Below are 16,460 nucleotides of genomic sequence, written 5' to 3'. Positions count from 1 at the left end.
AGCCCCATGATACCCGCACCGATCGGTGCTAGTGTGACACTAACTAGTCCTAAATTAGGAGTAAGTCGTGGATGCGCTGCTGGAACGCGTACTCAAGGCCAACGGTGGGCTGGAGCACTGGAAGAGCCTTTCGACCTTCAACGCACGAATCACCTACGGTGGGCCGTTCTGGGAATCCAAGGGTCACGCCGACTTCGTCGGCACCGAGACCGTCGAGGCGAGCCTCCAGAAGGAGCACATCCGGCACGTTCAGGAGTCGACCGGACGCACTGTCGTCTTCGACGGGGCGGCCAACCGGGTGACCGTCAGCGACGCGGACGGCCGGGTGATCGATGCACTCGACAACCCACGACGGACCTTCGCCGGCTACACCCCGGAAACCCCGTGGAGTCTCGCCCAGATCGCCTACTTCCGCGGCTACGCCACCTGGCACTACCTGGTCGAGCCGTACCTCTTCAGTTGGCCCGGGGTGGAAGCGCACGAGGTGGAGCCGTGGACCGAGAACGGCCAAACCTGGCGGGCGCTCAGCGTCACCTTCCCCGACTCGATCGACACCCACAACAGGACCCAGATCTACTACTTCGACCAGGCGGGACACCTGCGCCGGATGGACTATCAGCCCGACGTCACCGGCGGCACACCGGTCGCCCACTACATCCGGGCACAGGAGCCCGTCGGCGGGATCGTGGTGCCCACCGAACGACACGTCCTCATCCGCACCGAGGACCGCACCCCGGACCTGTCCTGGATTCCGATCACACTGGAACTCGGCGACATCAAGGTCGGCTGACCGACCTCCGCGCCGGGCGGTTCACCCGCACGTCGGCTCCGCCCCGAGGCGTGAACCGCCCGGCCCGGCAACAACGACGCCTGTCACGGCGACAGCGGTCGAGTCTGTGAGGCTGGGGATTTCCGCTGGTGAGGACCGCGCCGAGTGATCTGATGGTCCTGGTGGCAGGAAGAGACCAGCCACCGGCTCGCGGCGATGCCAGCGGCCTCACCCCACCCGGCGGAGGGACGAGATGCCGATAACCGTCGGAGCGCCGTCGCGCCGGACCGGTGGCGGCAGGACCCGCCCGCCGTACGGCGACGGCTGATCGGACTCCGGGTGGACACGTTCACCGGCATCCTCTCCGACCTCTCCGGTTGGCCGCTGCTCGTCCTGGTCGGGGTGCTCGCCTTCGGGGAATGCGCGGCCTTCGTCGGCCTGATCCTGCCCGGCGAGACCGCACTACTACTCGGTGGTGCTCTCGCCTCCACCGGGCGGACCAACATCGCCGCCCTGGTGATCGTGGCAGCGGTCTGCGCCATCCTCGGGGACAGCGTCGGGTACGAGATCGGCCGCCGGGTCGGCATGCCGCTGCGGCGCAGTCGACTCGGCCGGTGGGTCGGCGAAGAACGCTGGCAGCGCGCGGAGACCTTCATCGAGCGGCACGGTCCGGCCGCCGTCATGCTCGGCCGTTGGGTGGGGGTGCTGCGGGCGTTGGTGCCGGCGCTGGCGGGGATGACCCGGATGCCGTACCGGCGGTTTCTGCTCTTCAACGTCATCGGCGGGGTGACCTGGGCGACCGCGGTGGTCCTGATCGGGTACGCCCTCGGCGCGTCCTGGCAACGGGCACAGGACTACCTCGGTCAGGCGAGCGTGGTGCTCGCCGCCGCCGTGGTGCTCGCCGTGATCGTCCGCTGGGTGATCGTTCGGCGGAGGCGGCACCGGAGGCACTGAACGGCCCCCACGCCAGGATCTGGTGGCCAAGGCCCGGGACCCGCTGGTCCTGCCGGCCGCACCCGAGCTGCCGGACGTGGTGACCGGCCAGCGGCTGCCGGGTACGACCCACCGAGTCATCACACGTGCGGCCGGGCGGACGGTGGTGGTGAGGGGACACCCGTACGCCCGGCCCGCTACTGGTCGTGGCGGCGGGAGAGCACACACTCCATCGAGGCGCTGCGGAAGAAGTCCCGGGCCCCCTGCGGGGTGGCCATGTCCCGCGGCACCGCGAGGTGCTCGTGCAGTTCCCGCTCGAACTCCCGGACCGCCTCCTGGCGGCTCATGTGCGCGGCGACCAGGCCGAGTGGCCCCTCGACCTCGATCACCCGGACGGCCATCTCCCGTCCCACAAAGGCCATCGTGCCGAGCAGCCGCCCCACCAGCCGGCCGTCGTCGCCATAGATCTCGAACTGCGGCCGTCCACTGATCCGGAACAGCTCCTTGACCTTCTCCTCACTGCCCGGCTTGAGCGGGTAGTAGAGCGCGTGCCAGTTCGAAGTCATCCGTTCTTCCTTCCCTAGGGGTACCGCGGCGTCCCAGCCGGACGTGCGCCGTACCTGTCCATCACTCGTCGGCCCGCTCGGCGGAGCCGGCCCGCGCGGGCGTGCGGTCACGGGCTGAGGTCTGCTCGTGGACGGCGAATCGCAGCGAGCGGGCCTCGGTCATGCACTCACGCATCGGTTTGACCAGCTCGCGGTGGTCGCTGCTGCGTTCCCACGCCTCGAAGTGCGCCAACGAACTCCACTCACTGGTGATCAACCACTGCTCCGGGTCGGTGGCCGAACGGCAGACCTGGTCCACCAGGTGCCCCGGCACCCCCTCGGCGACCTGGTAGCGAATCCGGTCGTACGCCCGGAGGAACTCGTCGGTCCGCTCCCGGGGTATCCGAATGAGGAACACCACCCGCGCCTTGCCGGACTCGCCCATCGTCGTCTCCTCCCCCGCCACCGGTCGCTCCTCCTCTCCCGCCGCCCGGCTCACCGGTCGTCACCGGTGCGCTGTTCAGGCAGCTCTCCCGCTGCCTGGTAGGCGCGGATCAGCACCGAGCTGTTGAACCCGTCGAACCCCCGTGCCCCCACCAGCGCCACGTTCACCGGGTGCTCCCGGGTCCGCCGGACGAAGTTCAGCTCACAGCCCGGGGCCGGTTGGTCGAACCCCGCGGTCGGCGGCAGCACCCGGTGCCGGAGCGCCAGCAGCGCGTTCGCCGCGTCCAGCGCCGACCCGCCCTGGTGCGCCCGTCCGACCAACGGTTTCTGAGTGGTCACCGGCGGGGTGTCCGGGCCGAAGACCGTACGCAGCGCGGTCGCCTCACTCCGGTCGTAGCGCGGCACCCCGAGCGCGTCCGGGAACACCACGTCGACCTGCTCCGGGGCGCATCCGGCCCGGTCCAGCGCCAGCCGCATCGACCGGGCGTACTGGGTCGGGTCGACCGGGCCGACCTGCCCGGTGTGCCGCCCGTCGTGGGTCGCGCCCCAACCGGCGATCTCGCCGTAGATGGTGGTGACCCCTCGGGCCAACGCGTGTTCGAGGTCCTCGACGACAAAGACCGCTCCCCCCTCGGCCGGGACGTACCCGGACGCGGCGATGTCGAACGGCCGGTACGCACGCTCCGGGTCGTCGCTGGCGCTGAGCAGCCCGTTGCGCATCTGGCAGGCCAGGGCGTACGGGCTGAGCGGGCATTCGGTCCCGCCGGCGATCACGACCGGGGTCCCCCTGCGGATGATCCGGGCGGCGTGGGCCAGGCTGTCCAACGCGCCGGCCGCCTCGGCCACCAGCACCCCGCACGGTCCCTTGAACTGGTGGTGGATGGAGACCTGACCGACACTCGCCGCGTAGAACCAGGCGATCGACTGGTACGCCCCGACGGTCCGGGACGGCTGGCTCCAGAGCCGTTGCAGTTCGCGCTGCCCGAACAGGTTGCCGCCGGACGAACTCGCCAGCGTCACCGCGTAGCCGTACGGGTTGCCGGCCACCTCGGGCAGTCCGGCGTCGGCCAGGGCGAGTCGGGTGGCGGCGAAGCCGAGATGGGTCCAGCGGTCGGTCTGCACCAGCCGGCGGTTGTCCGCGTACCGGGTGGCGTCGAAGTCGGGCACCTCGCCGGCGAGGGTGGTCGGGTAGCGGTCCGGGTCGAACAGGGTGATCCGCCCGATCCGGTTCTCCCCGGCCAGCACGGTCTTCCAGTGGGTGTCCGCGCCGATCCCGCTCGGCGCGACAACGCCGATGCCGGTAACCACCGGACGGGGGCTCATCGGGCGCTCTCCCGCAGCCGTGTGAAGACCATCGCCGACTGGAAGCCGCCGAATCCGCTACCGACCGAGAGCGCGACGTCGACCGGGTGGTCCCGGGCGATGTTCGGAATGTAGTCGAGGTCGCACTCGGGGTCGCGGTTGGCCCAGTTCGCGGTCGGCGGCACCACGCCGTACTCGATCGCCAACGCGCAGGCGGCCATCTCGATCGAACCGATCGCGCCGAGTGAGTGCCCGACCATCGACTTGATCGAACTGATCGGCACCTGGTACGCGGCCGGGCCGAGGGCCCGCTTGAAGGCCGCCGTCTCGTGTCGGTCGTTCTGCCGGGTGCCCGAACCGTGTGCGCTGATGTACGAGATCTCGTCCGGGTTGATCCGGGCCTGGTCGAGTGCCGAGCTGATGGCGAGCGCCATCTCCACCCCGTCTGGCCGTAGGCCGGTCATGTGGTAGCCGTTGCTGCGGTTGGCGTATCCGGCCACCTCGCAGTAGACGTGCGCACCCCGGCGCAGCGCGTGTTCCAGTTCCTCCAGCACCAGCACCGCGGCCCCCTCGGCGAGCACGAAACCGTGCCGGTCGCGGTCGAACGGCCGGGAGGCGTGCGCCGGGTCGTCGTTGTCCGGTGTGGTCGCCTTTATCGCATCGAAGCAGGCGACCGTCACCGGTGAGATGGGCGTGTCCGAAGCTCCGGTGACGACGATGTCGGCCTCGCCGTCGGCGATGAGCTGGTAGGCGTACCCGATCGAGTCGATGCCGGAGGTGCAGCCGGTGGAGATCACCTGCGCCGGTCCGTAGAGCCCGTGCCGGACCGCGACGTCCGCCGCCAGGCTGCTCGGCACCAGTGCCTGGTAGAGGTACGGTCCGCTGCACTCGTAGTCGACCAGCCACTCGGCGCCGGAATCGCTGGCCACCACGTACTCGTCCTCCAGGGCCATGGTGCCGCCGACGGCCGAGCCGAGCACCACCCCGGTACGGGTTCGGATCTCGTCGGTCAGTTCCAGCCCACTGTCGGCCAGTGCCTCGATCGAGCCGGCGAGCGCGAACTGCACGTACCGGTCGGCGCGGCGGCGTTCTCTGGGGGTGAGGCCGGCGGCACCCGGGTCGAAGTCGCACTCGGCGGCGATCTGCGACCGGAACGGGGACGGGTCGAAGAAGCTGATCCGACGGGTCGCGGTCTGGCCCTCGGTGATGGTGGCCCAGAACTGCTTGCGGGTCGGTCCGCCGGGCGCGACCACGCCGATGCCGGTGACCACCGTACGGCGGGGTGTCATGACGCGAACTCCGGCCGCGACGGTGGGGTGGCGGACCGTTCGGTGTCGACGTGACCCAGTTCCGGTCGGGGCGCGAGCGGGCCGAGTTGGAAGACCACCTCGGCCGGCTCGTCACCGGTGTTGCGCAGCCGGTGCCGGGTGTCGACCGGGATGTAGAGCGCCTCGCCGGCGGCGAGCGGCACCGGCTGGTCGTCGAGGTCGACGGTGATCGACCCACGGGTGACGTAGAGGAACTCCTCGCTGTAGGGGTGATAGTGCTCGGCGATCCGCTCCCCGGGTGCCATCGTCGCCACCCCCATGAAACCGGAGGTGCTACCGACCGTCTTCGGGCCGAGCAGGACCCGCAGTTCGCCGCCACGGCGCTGGTCGGGTGCCACGTCGCGGGCGGCGACCAGGTACGGACTGAACTCACTCATCGTCGCCCCCACCGGGTACGTCAAGGGCCCGCTCGCGCGCGGCCAGTTCGATCCGATCGCGGATGATGTTGAGCTGGATCCTGCTGTTGGTGTTGATCCGCTCGGTCATCTGCGCGTTGTCGACCGGGGCCGTGGGCTTCATGGCGAAGTCCTGCACCCAGGTCATCCGGGTGCCACCGGGAACCTCGTCGTAGCGCCAGTAGATCCGCATGTACGCGAACGGCCCCGTCTCCACCCGGCGCGCGTGCACCTCGAACTCGACCGGGTCCATGGTGCGTTCGCTGACCCAGCTCCAGGCGATGCCGTTCTCGTCGGGAAACATGGTCAGCCGGAACAGCACCCGGTTGCCACGCTGCTCCAACACCTCCGCCAACTGGTACTCGGTGAAGAGGCCGGGCCAGGTGCTCACGTCGTTGGTCAGGTCCCAGACCAACTGTCGGGGCGCGAGAATCACCACGCTGTTCTCCGTGTGCCCGGGTGGGTCGACGTGTCCTGGCGGCTCGGTTCGTTTCGGCGGCGCGTGCTGTCCCACCGGGGCGTTCTCCTGGAGCGGGGCGGCCGGTTCCGTGGGATCGGTGCCGGCGTTCGCGGCGAGCGGTCCGGCGGTCTCGTCCGGTCCGGTGGTCTGGGTGGGCACCACCGCCGGATCGGCCTGGCGGTCGACCAGCTCGGCGATGTCGGCGATGGTGAGGTGCTTGACCTCCTCCGGGATCTGCACCTGGTAGCGCTCCGCGACGACAGCCTGTAGTTCGAGCAGGGCCAGGGAATCCATGCCCAGCTCCTCCAGGGAGGCGGTGGGCGCGGCCGTGGCCGACTCGGCGTTGAGCCCGCAGTTGCGGACCAGGATCGAGGTGATGTCCTCGGCTGTCGCCAGCCGCTTGTCCGCCCTCTGCACGGTCATCTGGCTCTCCTTCACGTCGAAGATCGGAAATTGTCAGGTGGCGTACGGCCGGTTACCGCGTCGGCGCGGCCGGCTCGCCCGCGCGGTCGACCGGCGGCTCCGCGGGCGCCACGGCCGGCACGCGGACCGGCTCCCCGGCCGGCGCCCCGGCGGGCGTCTCGGCGGGCGTCTCGGCGGGCGTCTCGGCGGGCGTCTCGGCTGGCGTCTCGGCTGGTGCCCCGGCGGGCGTCTCGGCTGGTGCCCCGGCGTCGCGTAGCAGGCGGTCGACGAGGTCGGTCGAATACCGGCCCTTGCGGAAGCGGGCGTCGTCGAGGACCCGACGGATGAACGGGATCGTGGTGTGCACCCCGGGGCCGGCGATGTCGAACTCGTCCAGCGCGCGTTCCAGCCGGTCCAGGGCCATGGTCCGCTCCGGTGCCCAGACCACGACCTTGGCCAGGAGCGAGTCGTAGTGCGGGCCGACCACGTACCCGGGTGTGCCGTGGGTGTCGACCCGGGTGAACGGGCCGGACGGCGGCTGGAACCGGTCCAGTCGGCCGGGGGTCGGCAGGAAGTCCCGCTCCGGATCCTCCACGTTGACCCGGCACTCGATCGCTACGCCCCGTAACTGGACCTCGTCCTGGCGGATCCGCAGCGGTGCACCACTGGCCAGGTGGAGCTGCTCGTGCACCAGGTCGACTCCCGTGATCATCTCGGTCACCGGATGCTCCACCTGGATCCGGCAGTTGATCTCCATAAAGTGGAACCGCTCCGCCTCGTCCACCAGGAACTCGACGGTGCCGGCACCGCTGTATCCGACACAGAGCGCACCCTGTAGCGCAGCCGAGGCGATCGCGTCGAGCGTGCCGGCGGAGAGCGCCGGCGCCGGCCCCTCCTCGACCAGCTTCTGGTGCCGGCGCTGGACCGAGCAGTCCCGGGTGCCGAGGTGCACTCCGCTACCGTGCCCGTCGCAGAGAACCTGCACCTCGACATGACGGGCCTGGGGGAGGTACCGCTCGACGTACACCCGGTCGTCCGCGAAAATGGCCCGCGCCACCGTTCGGGTGTGCGCGTACGCCCGGGCGAAGTCGGCGGCGGACCAGACCACCGTCATGCCCCGGCCGCCCCCACCGGCGGCAACCTTGATGATGACCGGGTAGCCGATCTCGTCCGCGACCGCCCGCGCCTCCCCGACCGTGGCCAGCGTCTCGACGCTGCCCGGCAGCAACGGCAGACCCGCGTCACGCATCAGCGCCCGCGCGCGTGCCTTGTCGCCGAGGACGGCCATCACCTCGGGACGGGGGCCGACGAAGACCAGCCCGTTGTCGGCGCAGATCTCGGCGAAGTCGGGGTCCTCGGAAAGGAAACCGTAACCGGGGTGGATCGCCCCGGCGCCGGTCTGCCGGGCCGCCTCGATGATGGCGGCCGCATTCAGGTAACTGTGCCGGCTGGCGGCCGGGCCGATGCAGACGCTCTCGTCCGCGTACCGGACCACGGCCGACTCGCGGTCCACCGTCGAGTGCACGGCGACCGTACGAATGCCCAGCTCACGGCAGGCGCGGGCAACCCGGAGGGCGATCTCACCCCGATTGGCGATCAGCAGCTTTTCGAACATCGGACACCGTCCTCGGCGTCAGGCAGATACCAGGGCGATCAGTGGTTGGTCGAACTCCACCGGATCGCCATTACCGACCAGCACCTCGGCGACCTTGCCGGCGTGCTCTGCGGTGATGTGATTCATCAACTTCATCGCCTCGACGATGCCGATCACCTGCCCCGGCTCGACCAGGTCACCGACTTCGACAAATGGCGCCGCGCCCGGTTCCGCGGCCCGGTAGAAGGTGCCGACCATTGGTGCCACCACCCAGTCGCGGGACCCCGCGCCGGCGCTGGAGCCGGCCGCCGCCGGTGTGCCGGAGACGGCGGAGACCGGACGTCCCACGGTGTCGGTGGGGAGGACGGGACCCGCGTCGACCGGTGTCGTGGCACCGTGCCACTCGATCTCCACCACCGCGTTGCCGCTGCGCATCCTGATCCGCCGCAGCGGACCGTCCACCTCGGCCACCAGCCGGCTCGCCTGCTCACGCAACTGGGCCAGCAGGTGGTCGTTCTCGATCGGTTCGCCGGTCATCGCGGGTCCACCGGAGGTGGGACGCTACCGTTGCCCGCGCCGAACCGGCGGAACCGCAGCCGGCGCTGGCGTACCAGGGTTTCCGCCGGCATCCGCAGCAGTGGCGTCAGCGCCTCGACGACGGCGTGCCGCAACAGATCGGCGGCGGTGGCCGGGTCGCTCTGCGCACCCTGAGGCGGCTCGGGTACGACCGCGTCGGCGACGCCGAGCCGGAGTAGATCGGGCGCGGTGACCCGCAGCGCCCGGGCGGCACGCGGGGTGGCCGTCGGATCGTTCCAGAGAATCGCGGCGCAGCCCTCCGGACTGATCACCGAGTAGACGGCGTTCTGCAGCATCAGCACCCGGTCGGCCACCCCGAGGGCGAGGGCACCGCCGCTGCCCCCCTCACCGGTGACCACCGCGACGATCGGGACCGGCAGCCCCGTCATCGCCAGGATGCTGTCCGCTATCGCCGCCGCCTGTCCGTGTTTCTCGGCATCGATGCCGGGGTACGCGCCCGGTGTGTCGATCAGCGTGACAATCGGCAGACCCAGCTGGACCGCGAGCCGCATCACCCGCTGTGCCTTGCGGTAGCCGGCCGGTGTGGGCATGCCGAAGTTCCGGGCCAGCAGGTCCTTGGTGTGGTGTCCCTTCTGGTGTCCGACCACGACCAGTGGCTGTCCCCCGAGGCGGGCCAGGCCGGCGACGATGGCCGGGCAGTCGGCGGCGAGTCGGTCGCCGTGCAGTTCGGTGAAGCTGTCGAACGCGGTGGCGAGGTAGTCCAGCGTGGTGGGGCGGTCCAGGTTCCGGGCGGCCTGAACCGCGCGCCAGCCATCCGGTTCGGCGAGCTGCCCGGGGTCCCGGATGAGGACCGCACGTCCCGGCCCGAGCGGCGACACCGCGTCGTCGACGTCGGTGCCGCGGTCATCCTCGGGTACGGGTGCGGGCCGGACGGCGGATGCGGTGGCGAGTAGTGGCCGCAGGCGACCCCGCAGACTCCACCGTTCGACCACCATGTCGGCCTGGCCGTGACGGAGCAGGAAGTCCGCGGTCTGGAATCCCTCCGGGAGCGGCTGGCGGATGGTCTGGTGGATCACCCTCGGGCCGGCGAAGCCCATGCGGGCACCGCTCTCCACCACCACCACGTCGGTGTTGGTGGCGAAGGATGCGGCGACCCCGCCGTAGGTCGGATCGGTGATCAGGCTGATGGTGAGCAGGCCCGCCTCGCGCAGCGCGGCGATCGCCTGGCTCACCGTTGCCATCTGCATCAGCGACAGCACGCCCTCCTGCATCCGGGCACCGCCGGAGGCGGTGACCAGGAGCAGCGGAAGGCGCCGGTCGAGTGCCCGCTCAGCGGCCCGGGTGATCAGCTCACCGACGACGGCCCCGAGGCTGCCGCCGAGGAAACGGAAGTCCATCACCGCGAGAACCAGCGGATAGCCGTCGATGCGGGCCTCGCCGCAGAGGACCGCCTCGGCCAGGTTCGTGTCGGACCGGGCGGCGACCAGCCGCTGCGGGTAGGACACCGAGTCGACGAACTCGACCGGATCCACGGGAGCCACCTCGCCGGGCAGCGCGGCGAAGGTTCCCGGGTCGACCAGTTGCCGGATCCGGTCCGGCGCGGCGAGACGCTGGTGATCGCCGCACTCGGGACAGACGTCGAGGTTGCGGCGCAGCCGCTTGAGGTAGAGCAGCGAGGAACAGGACCGGCAGCGCGTCCAGAACTGTTCGGCGACAGCCTCGGTGGTGGTCGCGGTCATCGTCCACTCCCGCTCGCCTGGACCGCCGCGTCCCACCGGTAGAAGCAACCGGCGACCGCGTCACGCGGGGAGCGCCAGGTCGACAGGTACGGCGAGATGTGCGGCCGCAGTCGCTCGCTGACCCGGACGAACTCGGGGTGCTGGCTGGCCGTCATGAGCCCGGCGGCGACCGGTTCCTCGGTTTCCAGCAGGTGTACGTAGAGGTCGTCGAGGCGGTACAGGGACCGGTGTCGTACGCCGACGATCCCCGGCAGCTCCGTCTGGTCTGAGTCGGCGAAGATCCGCGCCACCTCCGACTCGGCTCCGGGCATGATTTTGGCGACGATCAGCGATCGATGCATCAGCGACCTCCCAGCGGTCAGTGCCCCGTGCCGCATCGGATCGGAGTGGGGACGTGATGTGGCGCGTACTGCGATCGGACCAACGGACGTTCCGGTCGCCGCCACTGCTCGGCGACGACGCGTCCACGGAAACGCTGGTCACGATGCGCTCAGGACCGTCAACGTGATGTCACGGCATGGAGCGGGTCGATGTACCGATCCGGTGACGCTCCAGTGACGCTGTCCGTGGATCATCGATCGGATCGACACCCCGTCTGACCTGGGAGAACGACTCGGGCTGAGCCCAACGAGCCGGCCGGGGCGGCGGCGCGCGGGAGTCGGAAGAGCGCCGCGACGATTGACCGAGCATATGGGCGATTGCTACTCTTCGTCACAATTTCGGGGGCATGGGACCGATCAACGACAGAGCCGTTGGCACACGGTCATGCCCAGCCAGGCCAGGGGCACCACCCCTGGGCCAGCGCGGTTCGGGACACGGGTTCCGGTGCAGGGGGTTCGACCATGACCTCTGACAGCAGCATGGCGCCCACCGTGCTCCGCCAACCGGTCACCGGCGAGCGGTACCCGCCCGGGACGGTCCAGCTCTTCCTGCTCGACGGGTTCCGACTGCTCCACGCGGGGACACCGGCGGTCGTCCCGCGTGGACTGCAACGGGTCATCGCGCTGATCGGCCTGCGGCCGGGCGCCACCCGTACCCATCTGGCCGGGTTGCTCTGGCCGGACACCCCCGAGGAGCGCGCACTCTCCCGGCTGCGTACGGCACTGTGGCGGCTGCGCCGCAACGGTGCCTGCCCGGTGGTCACCACCGGAGGTGCGGTACGCCTCGACGCGCGGGTCGAGGTGGACGTGGACGACCTGGTTCGGGCCGCAGCCCGGGTTCGCGAGGGTGGTGACCCGCGCTGGGCCGAAGGGGTGCTCGCCGCCGGCCGGCACGACCTGCTCCCCGGCTGGTACGACGACTGGGTGCTGCTGGAACGGGAACGCCTGCGTCAACTGCGCCTGCACACCTTGGAGCAGGTCGCTCGCGCGTACCTGCGCGCCGGCCAGCACGGCGAGGCGTTGCAGGCGGCTCTGGAGGCGATGCGTGCCGAACCGCTGCGGGAGACGCCGCACCGGCTGATCGTCCAGGTCCACCTCGACGAGGGGAACGCGTACGAGGCGCTGCACGCCTTCTACGCGTACCGCCAGTTGATCCTCAGCGAGTTGCAGTTGGAGCCGTCGAACGCGATGCGGGCACTGCTCGACGACATCCTCGCCCCGATCGGCGGCCCGGCGCCCAAAACGACGCCGGGCCGCGACCCGCACTCACCACGCCACCCGACACCGCGCAGTCCACGCTCCTGACCGCGCGCCGCCAGGTGTTAACAGGGGGCCCTTCCTCTACCGAAAGCGATAACAGGGGGCCCTTCCTTTCAAGCGGAGGTGTGGCGGGTGATGACGATGCCGGTGGCGGCGGCTGCCGCCACCATGGTCGCCCCGGCCGCCGCGAGCACCGGGTCGACGCGGCTCGCGCCGCCGTCACCGGTGTGCGCGCCACCCTTGGGAGGCTGGCCGACGAAGAACGGCAGCATCATCTCGTTGTCCTCGTGCTCCAGGATGTGGCAGTGCCAGACGTACCGTCCCGGCAGGTCGAACTTTGCCTTGACCCGGGTGACATGGCCAGGAAGCGTGATCACGGTGTCCTTGAAGCCGGTCTCCGACGGGTCCGGTGGTGTCTGCCCGTCCGGTCCCCGGCCGAGCACCTGGAACTGCACCTGGTGGATGTGCACCGGGTGGGCGTGCGGGGTGAAGTTCTGGAACTCCCAGATCTCGGTGGCCCCCAGGGTCGGGTTGTCCCGGACCGGGTCGTGCCAGTGCAGTGGCACCCGGGCACCGTTGGCGTCGACGCCCCCGGCGAGGTGGGCGATCGGACCCGCAGCCGGCGCCAACGCGGAGGGCTGCACGTTGAGCGAGAGCCGGCGGGTGACGGTCTCCTTGCCCAGCGGCGTGAAGGCGGGCAGTTCCAGCCGCTCCGGCGGGACGCTCCCGTCCGGTCCGACGAGCGACCCGACCAGGAACTTCATCACCTGTCCGGTGGTGGACGGATTGGCGACCGCGTAGTCGGTGCCGGGCGTACCGCCGCTGAACTCGTGATCTGGACCCTCGTTGATCAGGTAGAGCGCGGTTCCCTCGGCGATGCCGGTGAAGTCGATCACGACGTCGACCCGTTCGGCGTTGCCGATCACCAACTGCTCGTGCCGTACGGGCTTGGGCAGGAAGCCTCCGTCGCTGCCGATCTGCCAGATCGGTAGGGCGGTGGTGGCTGGCCGGGCCGTGCCGTCGCTGGCCACCCGAAGGACCAGGAAACGCGAGTTGCACGCGTTGAGCAGCCGGAACCGGTAGCGGCGCGGCTCCACCTTGAGCAACGGCCAGGTGCCGCCGTTGACCACGATGGTGTCGGCGAAGAAGGTCTGGTTGAACATCGGCGAGACGTCGCTCTCCGGGATGTACGGGCCGTCGAAGCCGTCGATCTGCGTCGTACTCGGGTAGGAGAGGGAACCGTCCTCGTGGAACGAGCGGTCCTGGATGATCAGCGGCAGCTCGTAGTAGCGGGAGCCCGGCGGATCGTTCAGCGCCGGGGCCGGCCCGGGGAGAACACCGGGAGGCAGGTCGGACGCGCCACCGCGCAGCAGGTAGAAACCGACCGGTCCGGCGTAGACGTTCAGCCGGGTCATCCCGATGGTGTGGTCGTGGTACCAGAGCGTGGTGGCGCGCTGGTCGTTCGGGTACTGGAACGTTGCCGAGCCGGTCTTCCACGCCACCTTGTGCTGGCGGGCGAAGGTCTCGTGGAACTCGTCGTAGTACCTGCCGACCGGGGCGTAGCCGGGCGGGATGTTCTTCGCGTTGGGGAGGTACCACGCCTCGGGGTAGCCGTCGTTTTCCGGGGTCGAGTGGGCGCCGTGCAGGTGGGTGATCAGTGGGACCGGCCCGGTGTACGCCTCGGGCGTGGTGGTGAAGGTCGGGCGGTGGTCGCGGTGCTCGATACCGCCGGCCGGGTTCGCCCAGTGCAGGGTGGGGTCGACGGTCAGCAGGTGCGGCAGGAAGTTGCCGTTGTCGTCGACCAGTTCGTTGGCCCAGGTGACCCGTACCGGGCGGTTGACCTTCGCCTCCACCGTGTACGCCGGGTACGTGAAGGTGTTGCCGTGGGTGGGTGAGCCGTAGCTCCAGATGGTGGTCTTCGGGTAGCCGGGCGGAAGGACCTGCTGCTGGAACTGTCGTACGGCGATGAGGTAGTCGTCGAGGGCCTGCTTGCCGTCCGACGGCAGTGGCGGCATGACCGGTGGGATCACCAGGTCGGTGACGTACTTCGGGATGGTCGCGGGGTTCATCGCGAACGCCGAGCGACCGTTCGCGCTCGCCGAACGGCTCGCTGTCGGAATCATCAGTGCGGCACCGCCTGCGGCACCGGCCGCGAGAAGTTGCCTTCGTGCAACCATTTGCCTTTCCACCTTCCGCCACTTCTTCGACACGTTTGGTTGGCAACAGCCCGTCCAAGGTCAATGTCCGACTTGGGCGAATCTTCCGGTTGAAGGTAACTGAGGAAGACTCGCGGTAAACCCCCCTATCGGCGGATTCACCCCGAAGGCTGGAACATCCGGAAAACCCAACCGATCACGACACAAAAGCCCTCTCTCAAAGGGCTGCCAGCTCGGGGCCCGAAACCGAACCCGGCACTTCCCGATCGTTGACCCGGCCCACTCGACGCGTTAAGTTACTCTCGTTCCGAGAAACACTCAGCTTGAGAATGATCGGCCGGAGGCAGGGCATGAGCACCGAACAGGAATTCCTCGACAGCTACGACCCGAGCGCCTACCCCGCGCTCGCCGTGACGGTCGACGTGGTCGCCCTGACCATCCGCGACGGTGACCTGCACGTGCTACTGGTGACCCGCGGGGCGCCTCCGTTCACCGGACAACGCGCCCTGCCCGGCGGCTTCGTCCGAGACGAACCGCTGGCCGCCGCCGCAGTCCGCGAACTCGCCGAGGAGACCGGGCTGCACCCCGGCGAAGGCGAACTGGCCCGGCTACATCTGGAACAACTGGCCAGCTACGGCGACCCCGAACGGGACCCACGGATGCGCGTCGTCTCCGTCGCCCACCTGGCGTTCGCGCCCAGCCTGCCCGATCCCCGGGCCGGCTCGGACGCGGCGGCTGCGGAGTGGGTGCCGGTCGGCTCGGCCGGCACCCTCGCCTTCGACCACGGCGCGATCCTCTCCGCCGGTCTCGAACGGGCCCGCGCCAAGCTCGAATACACCCCACTGGCCACCGCCTTCCTCGGCGAACGCTTCACCATCGGCGAACTGCGCGCGGTCTACACCGCCGTCTGGGGCGAGGAACTGCACGCGGGCAACTTCCACCGCAAGGTGCTCTCGGTGCCGGGCTTCGTCGAGAGCACCGGCGAGACCACCTCCCGTGGCGGCGAACGCGGCGGACCCCGGGCCCGCCTCTACCGGGCCGGTGACGCCAAGCTGCTCCACCCGGCACTGCTCCGGCCGTCCCGAGAGGACGGTGTGCGGTGACCTTCGCCGAAGCCGTGGCGCTGGTCCGCGCCGCCCGTACGCCCAGCGACCTGTTCGGGAACGAACAGCCGGCGGTGACGTACCGGAGAATGGCCCGGCTGCTGCACCCCGACGTCGCACCGACCGGCGAAACCTCGACCGCGACGGCCGTCTTCGCCCGACTCGCCGACCTCTGGGCCCGGCACCAGGGCCGTGGTGGACCCGGACTCCAGACCCGGCGGCACCGCTACACGATCGGCGAGCGGTTCGCCAGCGGTGACCTCGCCAACCTCTACCGGGTCCGGTACGACGGCGAACACGCCCTGCTCAAGCTCCCCCGCCAGCCCGCCTACAACGACCTGCTCGACCGGGAGGCGAGCGCCCTCGACACGCTGCGCCGACGCGGCGAGGCCCGACACCACGCCTACGCACCGCGACTGGTGGAGAGCTTCCGGCACGAAGACCCGGTCACCGGCGTACGCCGCACCGCGAACGTCCTCACCCACTCCCCCGGTCTGGTCCCGCTCACCGAGGTCAACCGGGCCTACCCCGACGGCCTCGATCCCCGTGACGTCGCCTGGATCTGGCGACGCCTGCTGGTCGCGCTCGGCTGGGCACACCGTGCCGGCGTCCTGCACGGCGCCGTCCTCCCCGACCACGTGCTCATCGAGCCCGAGCGGCACGGCGTGGTCCTGGTCGACTGGTGCTACTCCGTCGGTGCCGGTGGCGGCTCGGTGCCCGCACTGGTCGCCCGCTACCGCGACTGGTACCCACCCGAGGTCACCCGCCGCGCCCCGGCCATGCCGGCCACCGACATCCACCTGGCCAGCCGATGCATGGGGTGGCTGATGGGGGCCCGGGCCGACACCGCCCTGCTCCGGTTCGTCCGGGGCTGCACCCTGCGCGACCCGCGTCGACGGCCGTACGACGCCTGGCGGCTCCTCGGTGAACTCGACGAACTGCTGGAACGGCTCTACGGCCCACGCCGCTTCCGCCGCCTGGTCCTGCCGACCGCGAACGCCTGAACGAAGACGAGAAAAGTCGGGTCGGGAACTGGAGAGATGATGATCACTGACGGTAGGGCCGAGGGCCTGCATGCCGCCGGTTTCCCGGTCGGTTGTGCGCTCTCCCGTG

The 16,460-nt window shown here is 70.2% G+C and carries 16 protein-coding genes; 5 read left to right on the top strand and 11 right to left on the bottom strand.

The window, feature by feature from the left end; all coding sequences use genetic code 11:
- Positions 1-67: 67 nt before the first annotated feature.
- Complete coding sequence (locus ACIBF5_RS21770; RefSeq protein ID WP_396814357.1) at positions 68-790, top strand: hypothetical protein; 723 nt, start codon at positions 68-70, stop codon at positions 788-790.
- A gap of 195 nt (positions 791-985) precedes the next feature.
- Entirely contained in the window at positions 986-1,723 is a 738-nt protein-coding gene (locus tag ACIBF5_RS21765) for a DedA family protein (RefSeq protein WP_396814355.1), read from the top strand.
- Between the two features lie 176 nt (positions 1,724-1,899).
- On the opposite strand, the gene ACIBF5_RS21760 is transcribed toward ACIBF5_RS21765, so the two are convergent.
- The 10 genes from ACIBF5_RS21760 to ACIBF5_RS21715 form a co-directional block, all read right to left on the bottom strand.
- Positions 1,900-2,268, bottom strand: coding sequence for a SchA/CurD-like domain-containing protein (locus ACIBF5_RS21760; protein ID WP_396814353.1), 369 nt, complete (start codon positions 2,266-2,268; stop codon positions 1,900-1,902).
- A 61-nt stretch (positions 2,269-2,329) separates the two neighbouring features.
- Positions 2,330-2,692 (bottom strand): antibiotic biosynthesis monooxygenase family protein, encoded by a 363-nt coding sequence (locus ACIBF5_RS21755; RefSeq protein ID WP_396814604.1) that lies wholly within the window; start codon positions 2,690-2,692, stop codon positions 2,330-2,332.
- Between the two features lie 50 nt (positions 2,693-2,742).
- A complete protein-coding gene (locus tag ACIBF5_RS21750) occupies positions 2,743-4,014 on the bottom strand; it encodes a beta-ketoacyl synthase N-terminal-like domain-containing protein (RefSeq protein WP_396814351.1) in 1,272 nt (423 codons plus the stop codon).
- Positions 4,011-5,282: a beta-ketoacyl-[acyl-carrier-protein] synthase family protein gene (locus ACIBF5_RS21745; RefSeq protein ID WP_396814349.1), complete on the bottom strand. Its 1,272-nt coding sequence runs from the start codon at positions 5,280-5,282 to the stop codon at positions 4,011-4,013. Before ACIBF5_RS21745 ends, ACIBF5_RS21750 begins: the two co-directional genes overlap by 4 nt.
- Positions 5,279-5,698 (bottom strand): cupin domain-containing protein, encoded by a 420-nt coding sequence (locus ACIBF5_RS21740; RefSeq protein ID WP_396814347.1) that lies wholly within the window; start codon positions 5,696-5,698, stop codon positions 5,279-5,281. The genes ACIBF5_RS21745 and ACIBF5_RS21740 overlap by 4 nt, the downstream gene beginning before the upstream one ends.
- Positions 5,691-6,599, bottom strand: coding sequence for an SRPBCC family protein (locus tag ACIBF5_RS21735; protein WP_396814345.1), 909 nt, complete (start codon positions 6,597-6,599; stop codon positions 5,691-5,693). Before ACIBF5_RS21735 ends, ACIBF5_RS21740 begins: the two co-directional genes overlap by 8 nt.
- Before the next feature lie 52 nt (positions 6,600-6,651).
- Positions 6,652-8,193, bottom strand: coding sequence for an acetyl-CoA carboxylase biotin carboxylase subunit (locus tag ACIBF5_RS21730; RefSeq protein WP_396814343.1), 1,542 nt, complete (start codon positions 8,191-8,193; stop codon positions 6,652-6,654).
- A gap of 18 nt (positions 8,194-8,211) precedes the next feature.
- Positions 8,212-8,709 (bottom strand): acetyl-CoA carboxylase biotin carboxyl carrier protein, encoded by a 498-nt coding sequence (gene accB, locus ACIBF5_RS21725; RefSeq protein ID WP_396814341.1) that lies wholly within the window; start codon positions 8,707-8,709, stop codon positions 8,212-8,214.
- Entirely contained in the window at positions 8,706-10,448 is a 1,743-nt protein-coding gene (locus ACIBF5_RS21720) for an acetyl-CoA carboxylase carboxyltransferase subunit alpha (protein WP_396814339.1), read from the bottom strand. Before ACIBF5_RS21720 ends, accB begins: the two co-directional genes overlap by 4 nt.
- Positions 10,445-10,789 (bottom strand): TcmI family type II polyketide cyclase, encoded by a 345-nt coding sequence (locus ACIBF5_RS21715; protein ID WP_396814337.1) that lies wholly within the window; start codon positions 10,787-10,789, stop codon positions 10,445-10,447. The genes ACIBF5_RS21720 and ACIBF5_RS21715 overlap by 4 nt, the downstream gene beginning before the upstream one ends.
- A gap of 501 nt (positions 10,790-11,290) precedes the next feature.
- On the opposite strand from ACIBF5_RS21715, the gene ACIBF5_RS21710 reads away from it, so the two are divergent.
- The gene (locus ACIBF5_RS21710) at positions 11,291-12,133 is read left to right on the top strand and encodes a BTAD domain-containing putative transcriptional regulator (RefSeq protein ID WP_396814335.1); all 843 of its coding nucleotides are present in this window, start codon (positions 11,291-11,293) and stop codon (positions 12,131-12,133) included.
- 68 nt (positions 12,134-12,201) lie between these two features.
- Here ACIBF5_RS21710 and ACIBF5_RS21705 read toward each other — a convergent pair whose 3' ends face one another.
- Positions 12,202-14,265: a multicopper oxidase family protein gene (locus ACIBF5_RS21705; protein ID WP_396814333.1), complete on the bottom strand. Its 2,064-nt coding sequence runs from the start codon at positions 14,263-14,265 to the stop codon at positions 12,202-12,204.
- A gap of 329 nt (positions 14,266-14,594) precedes the next feature.
- Between ACIBF5_RS21705 and ACIBF5_RS21700 the strand changes: the two genes are divergently transcribed.
- Together ACIBF5_RS21700 and ACIBF5_RS21695 are read left to right on the top strand one after the other, a co-directional pair.
- The gene (locus tag ACIBF5_RS21700; RefSeq protein WP_396814331.1) at positions 14,595-15,347 is read left to right on the top strand and encodes an NUDIX hydrolase; all 753 of its coding nucleotides are present in this window, start codon (positions 14,595-14,597) and stop codon (positions 15,345-15,347) included.
- Positions 15,344-16,351, top strand: coding sequence for a molecular chaperone DnaJ (locus tag ACIBF5_RS21695; RefSeq protein ID WP_396814329.1), 1,008 nt, complete (start codon positions 15,344-15,346; stop codon positions 16,349-16,351). Before ACIBF5_RS21700 ends, ACIBF5_RS21695 begins: the two co-directional genes overlap by 4 nt.
- Positions 16,352-16,460 lie beyond the last annotated feature (109 nt).

It is taken from the genome of Micromonospora sp. NPDC050417 (assembly GCF_044458865.1).
GTDB lineage: Bacteria > Actinomycetota > Actinomycetes > Mycobacteriales > Micromonosporaceae > Micromonospora_G.
This window is presented reverse-complemented; position numbering and strand designations above follow the sequence as displayed.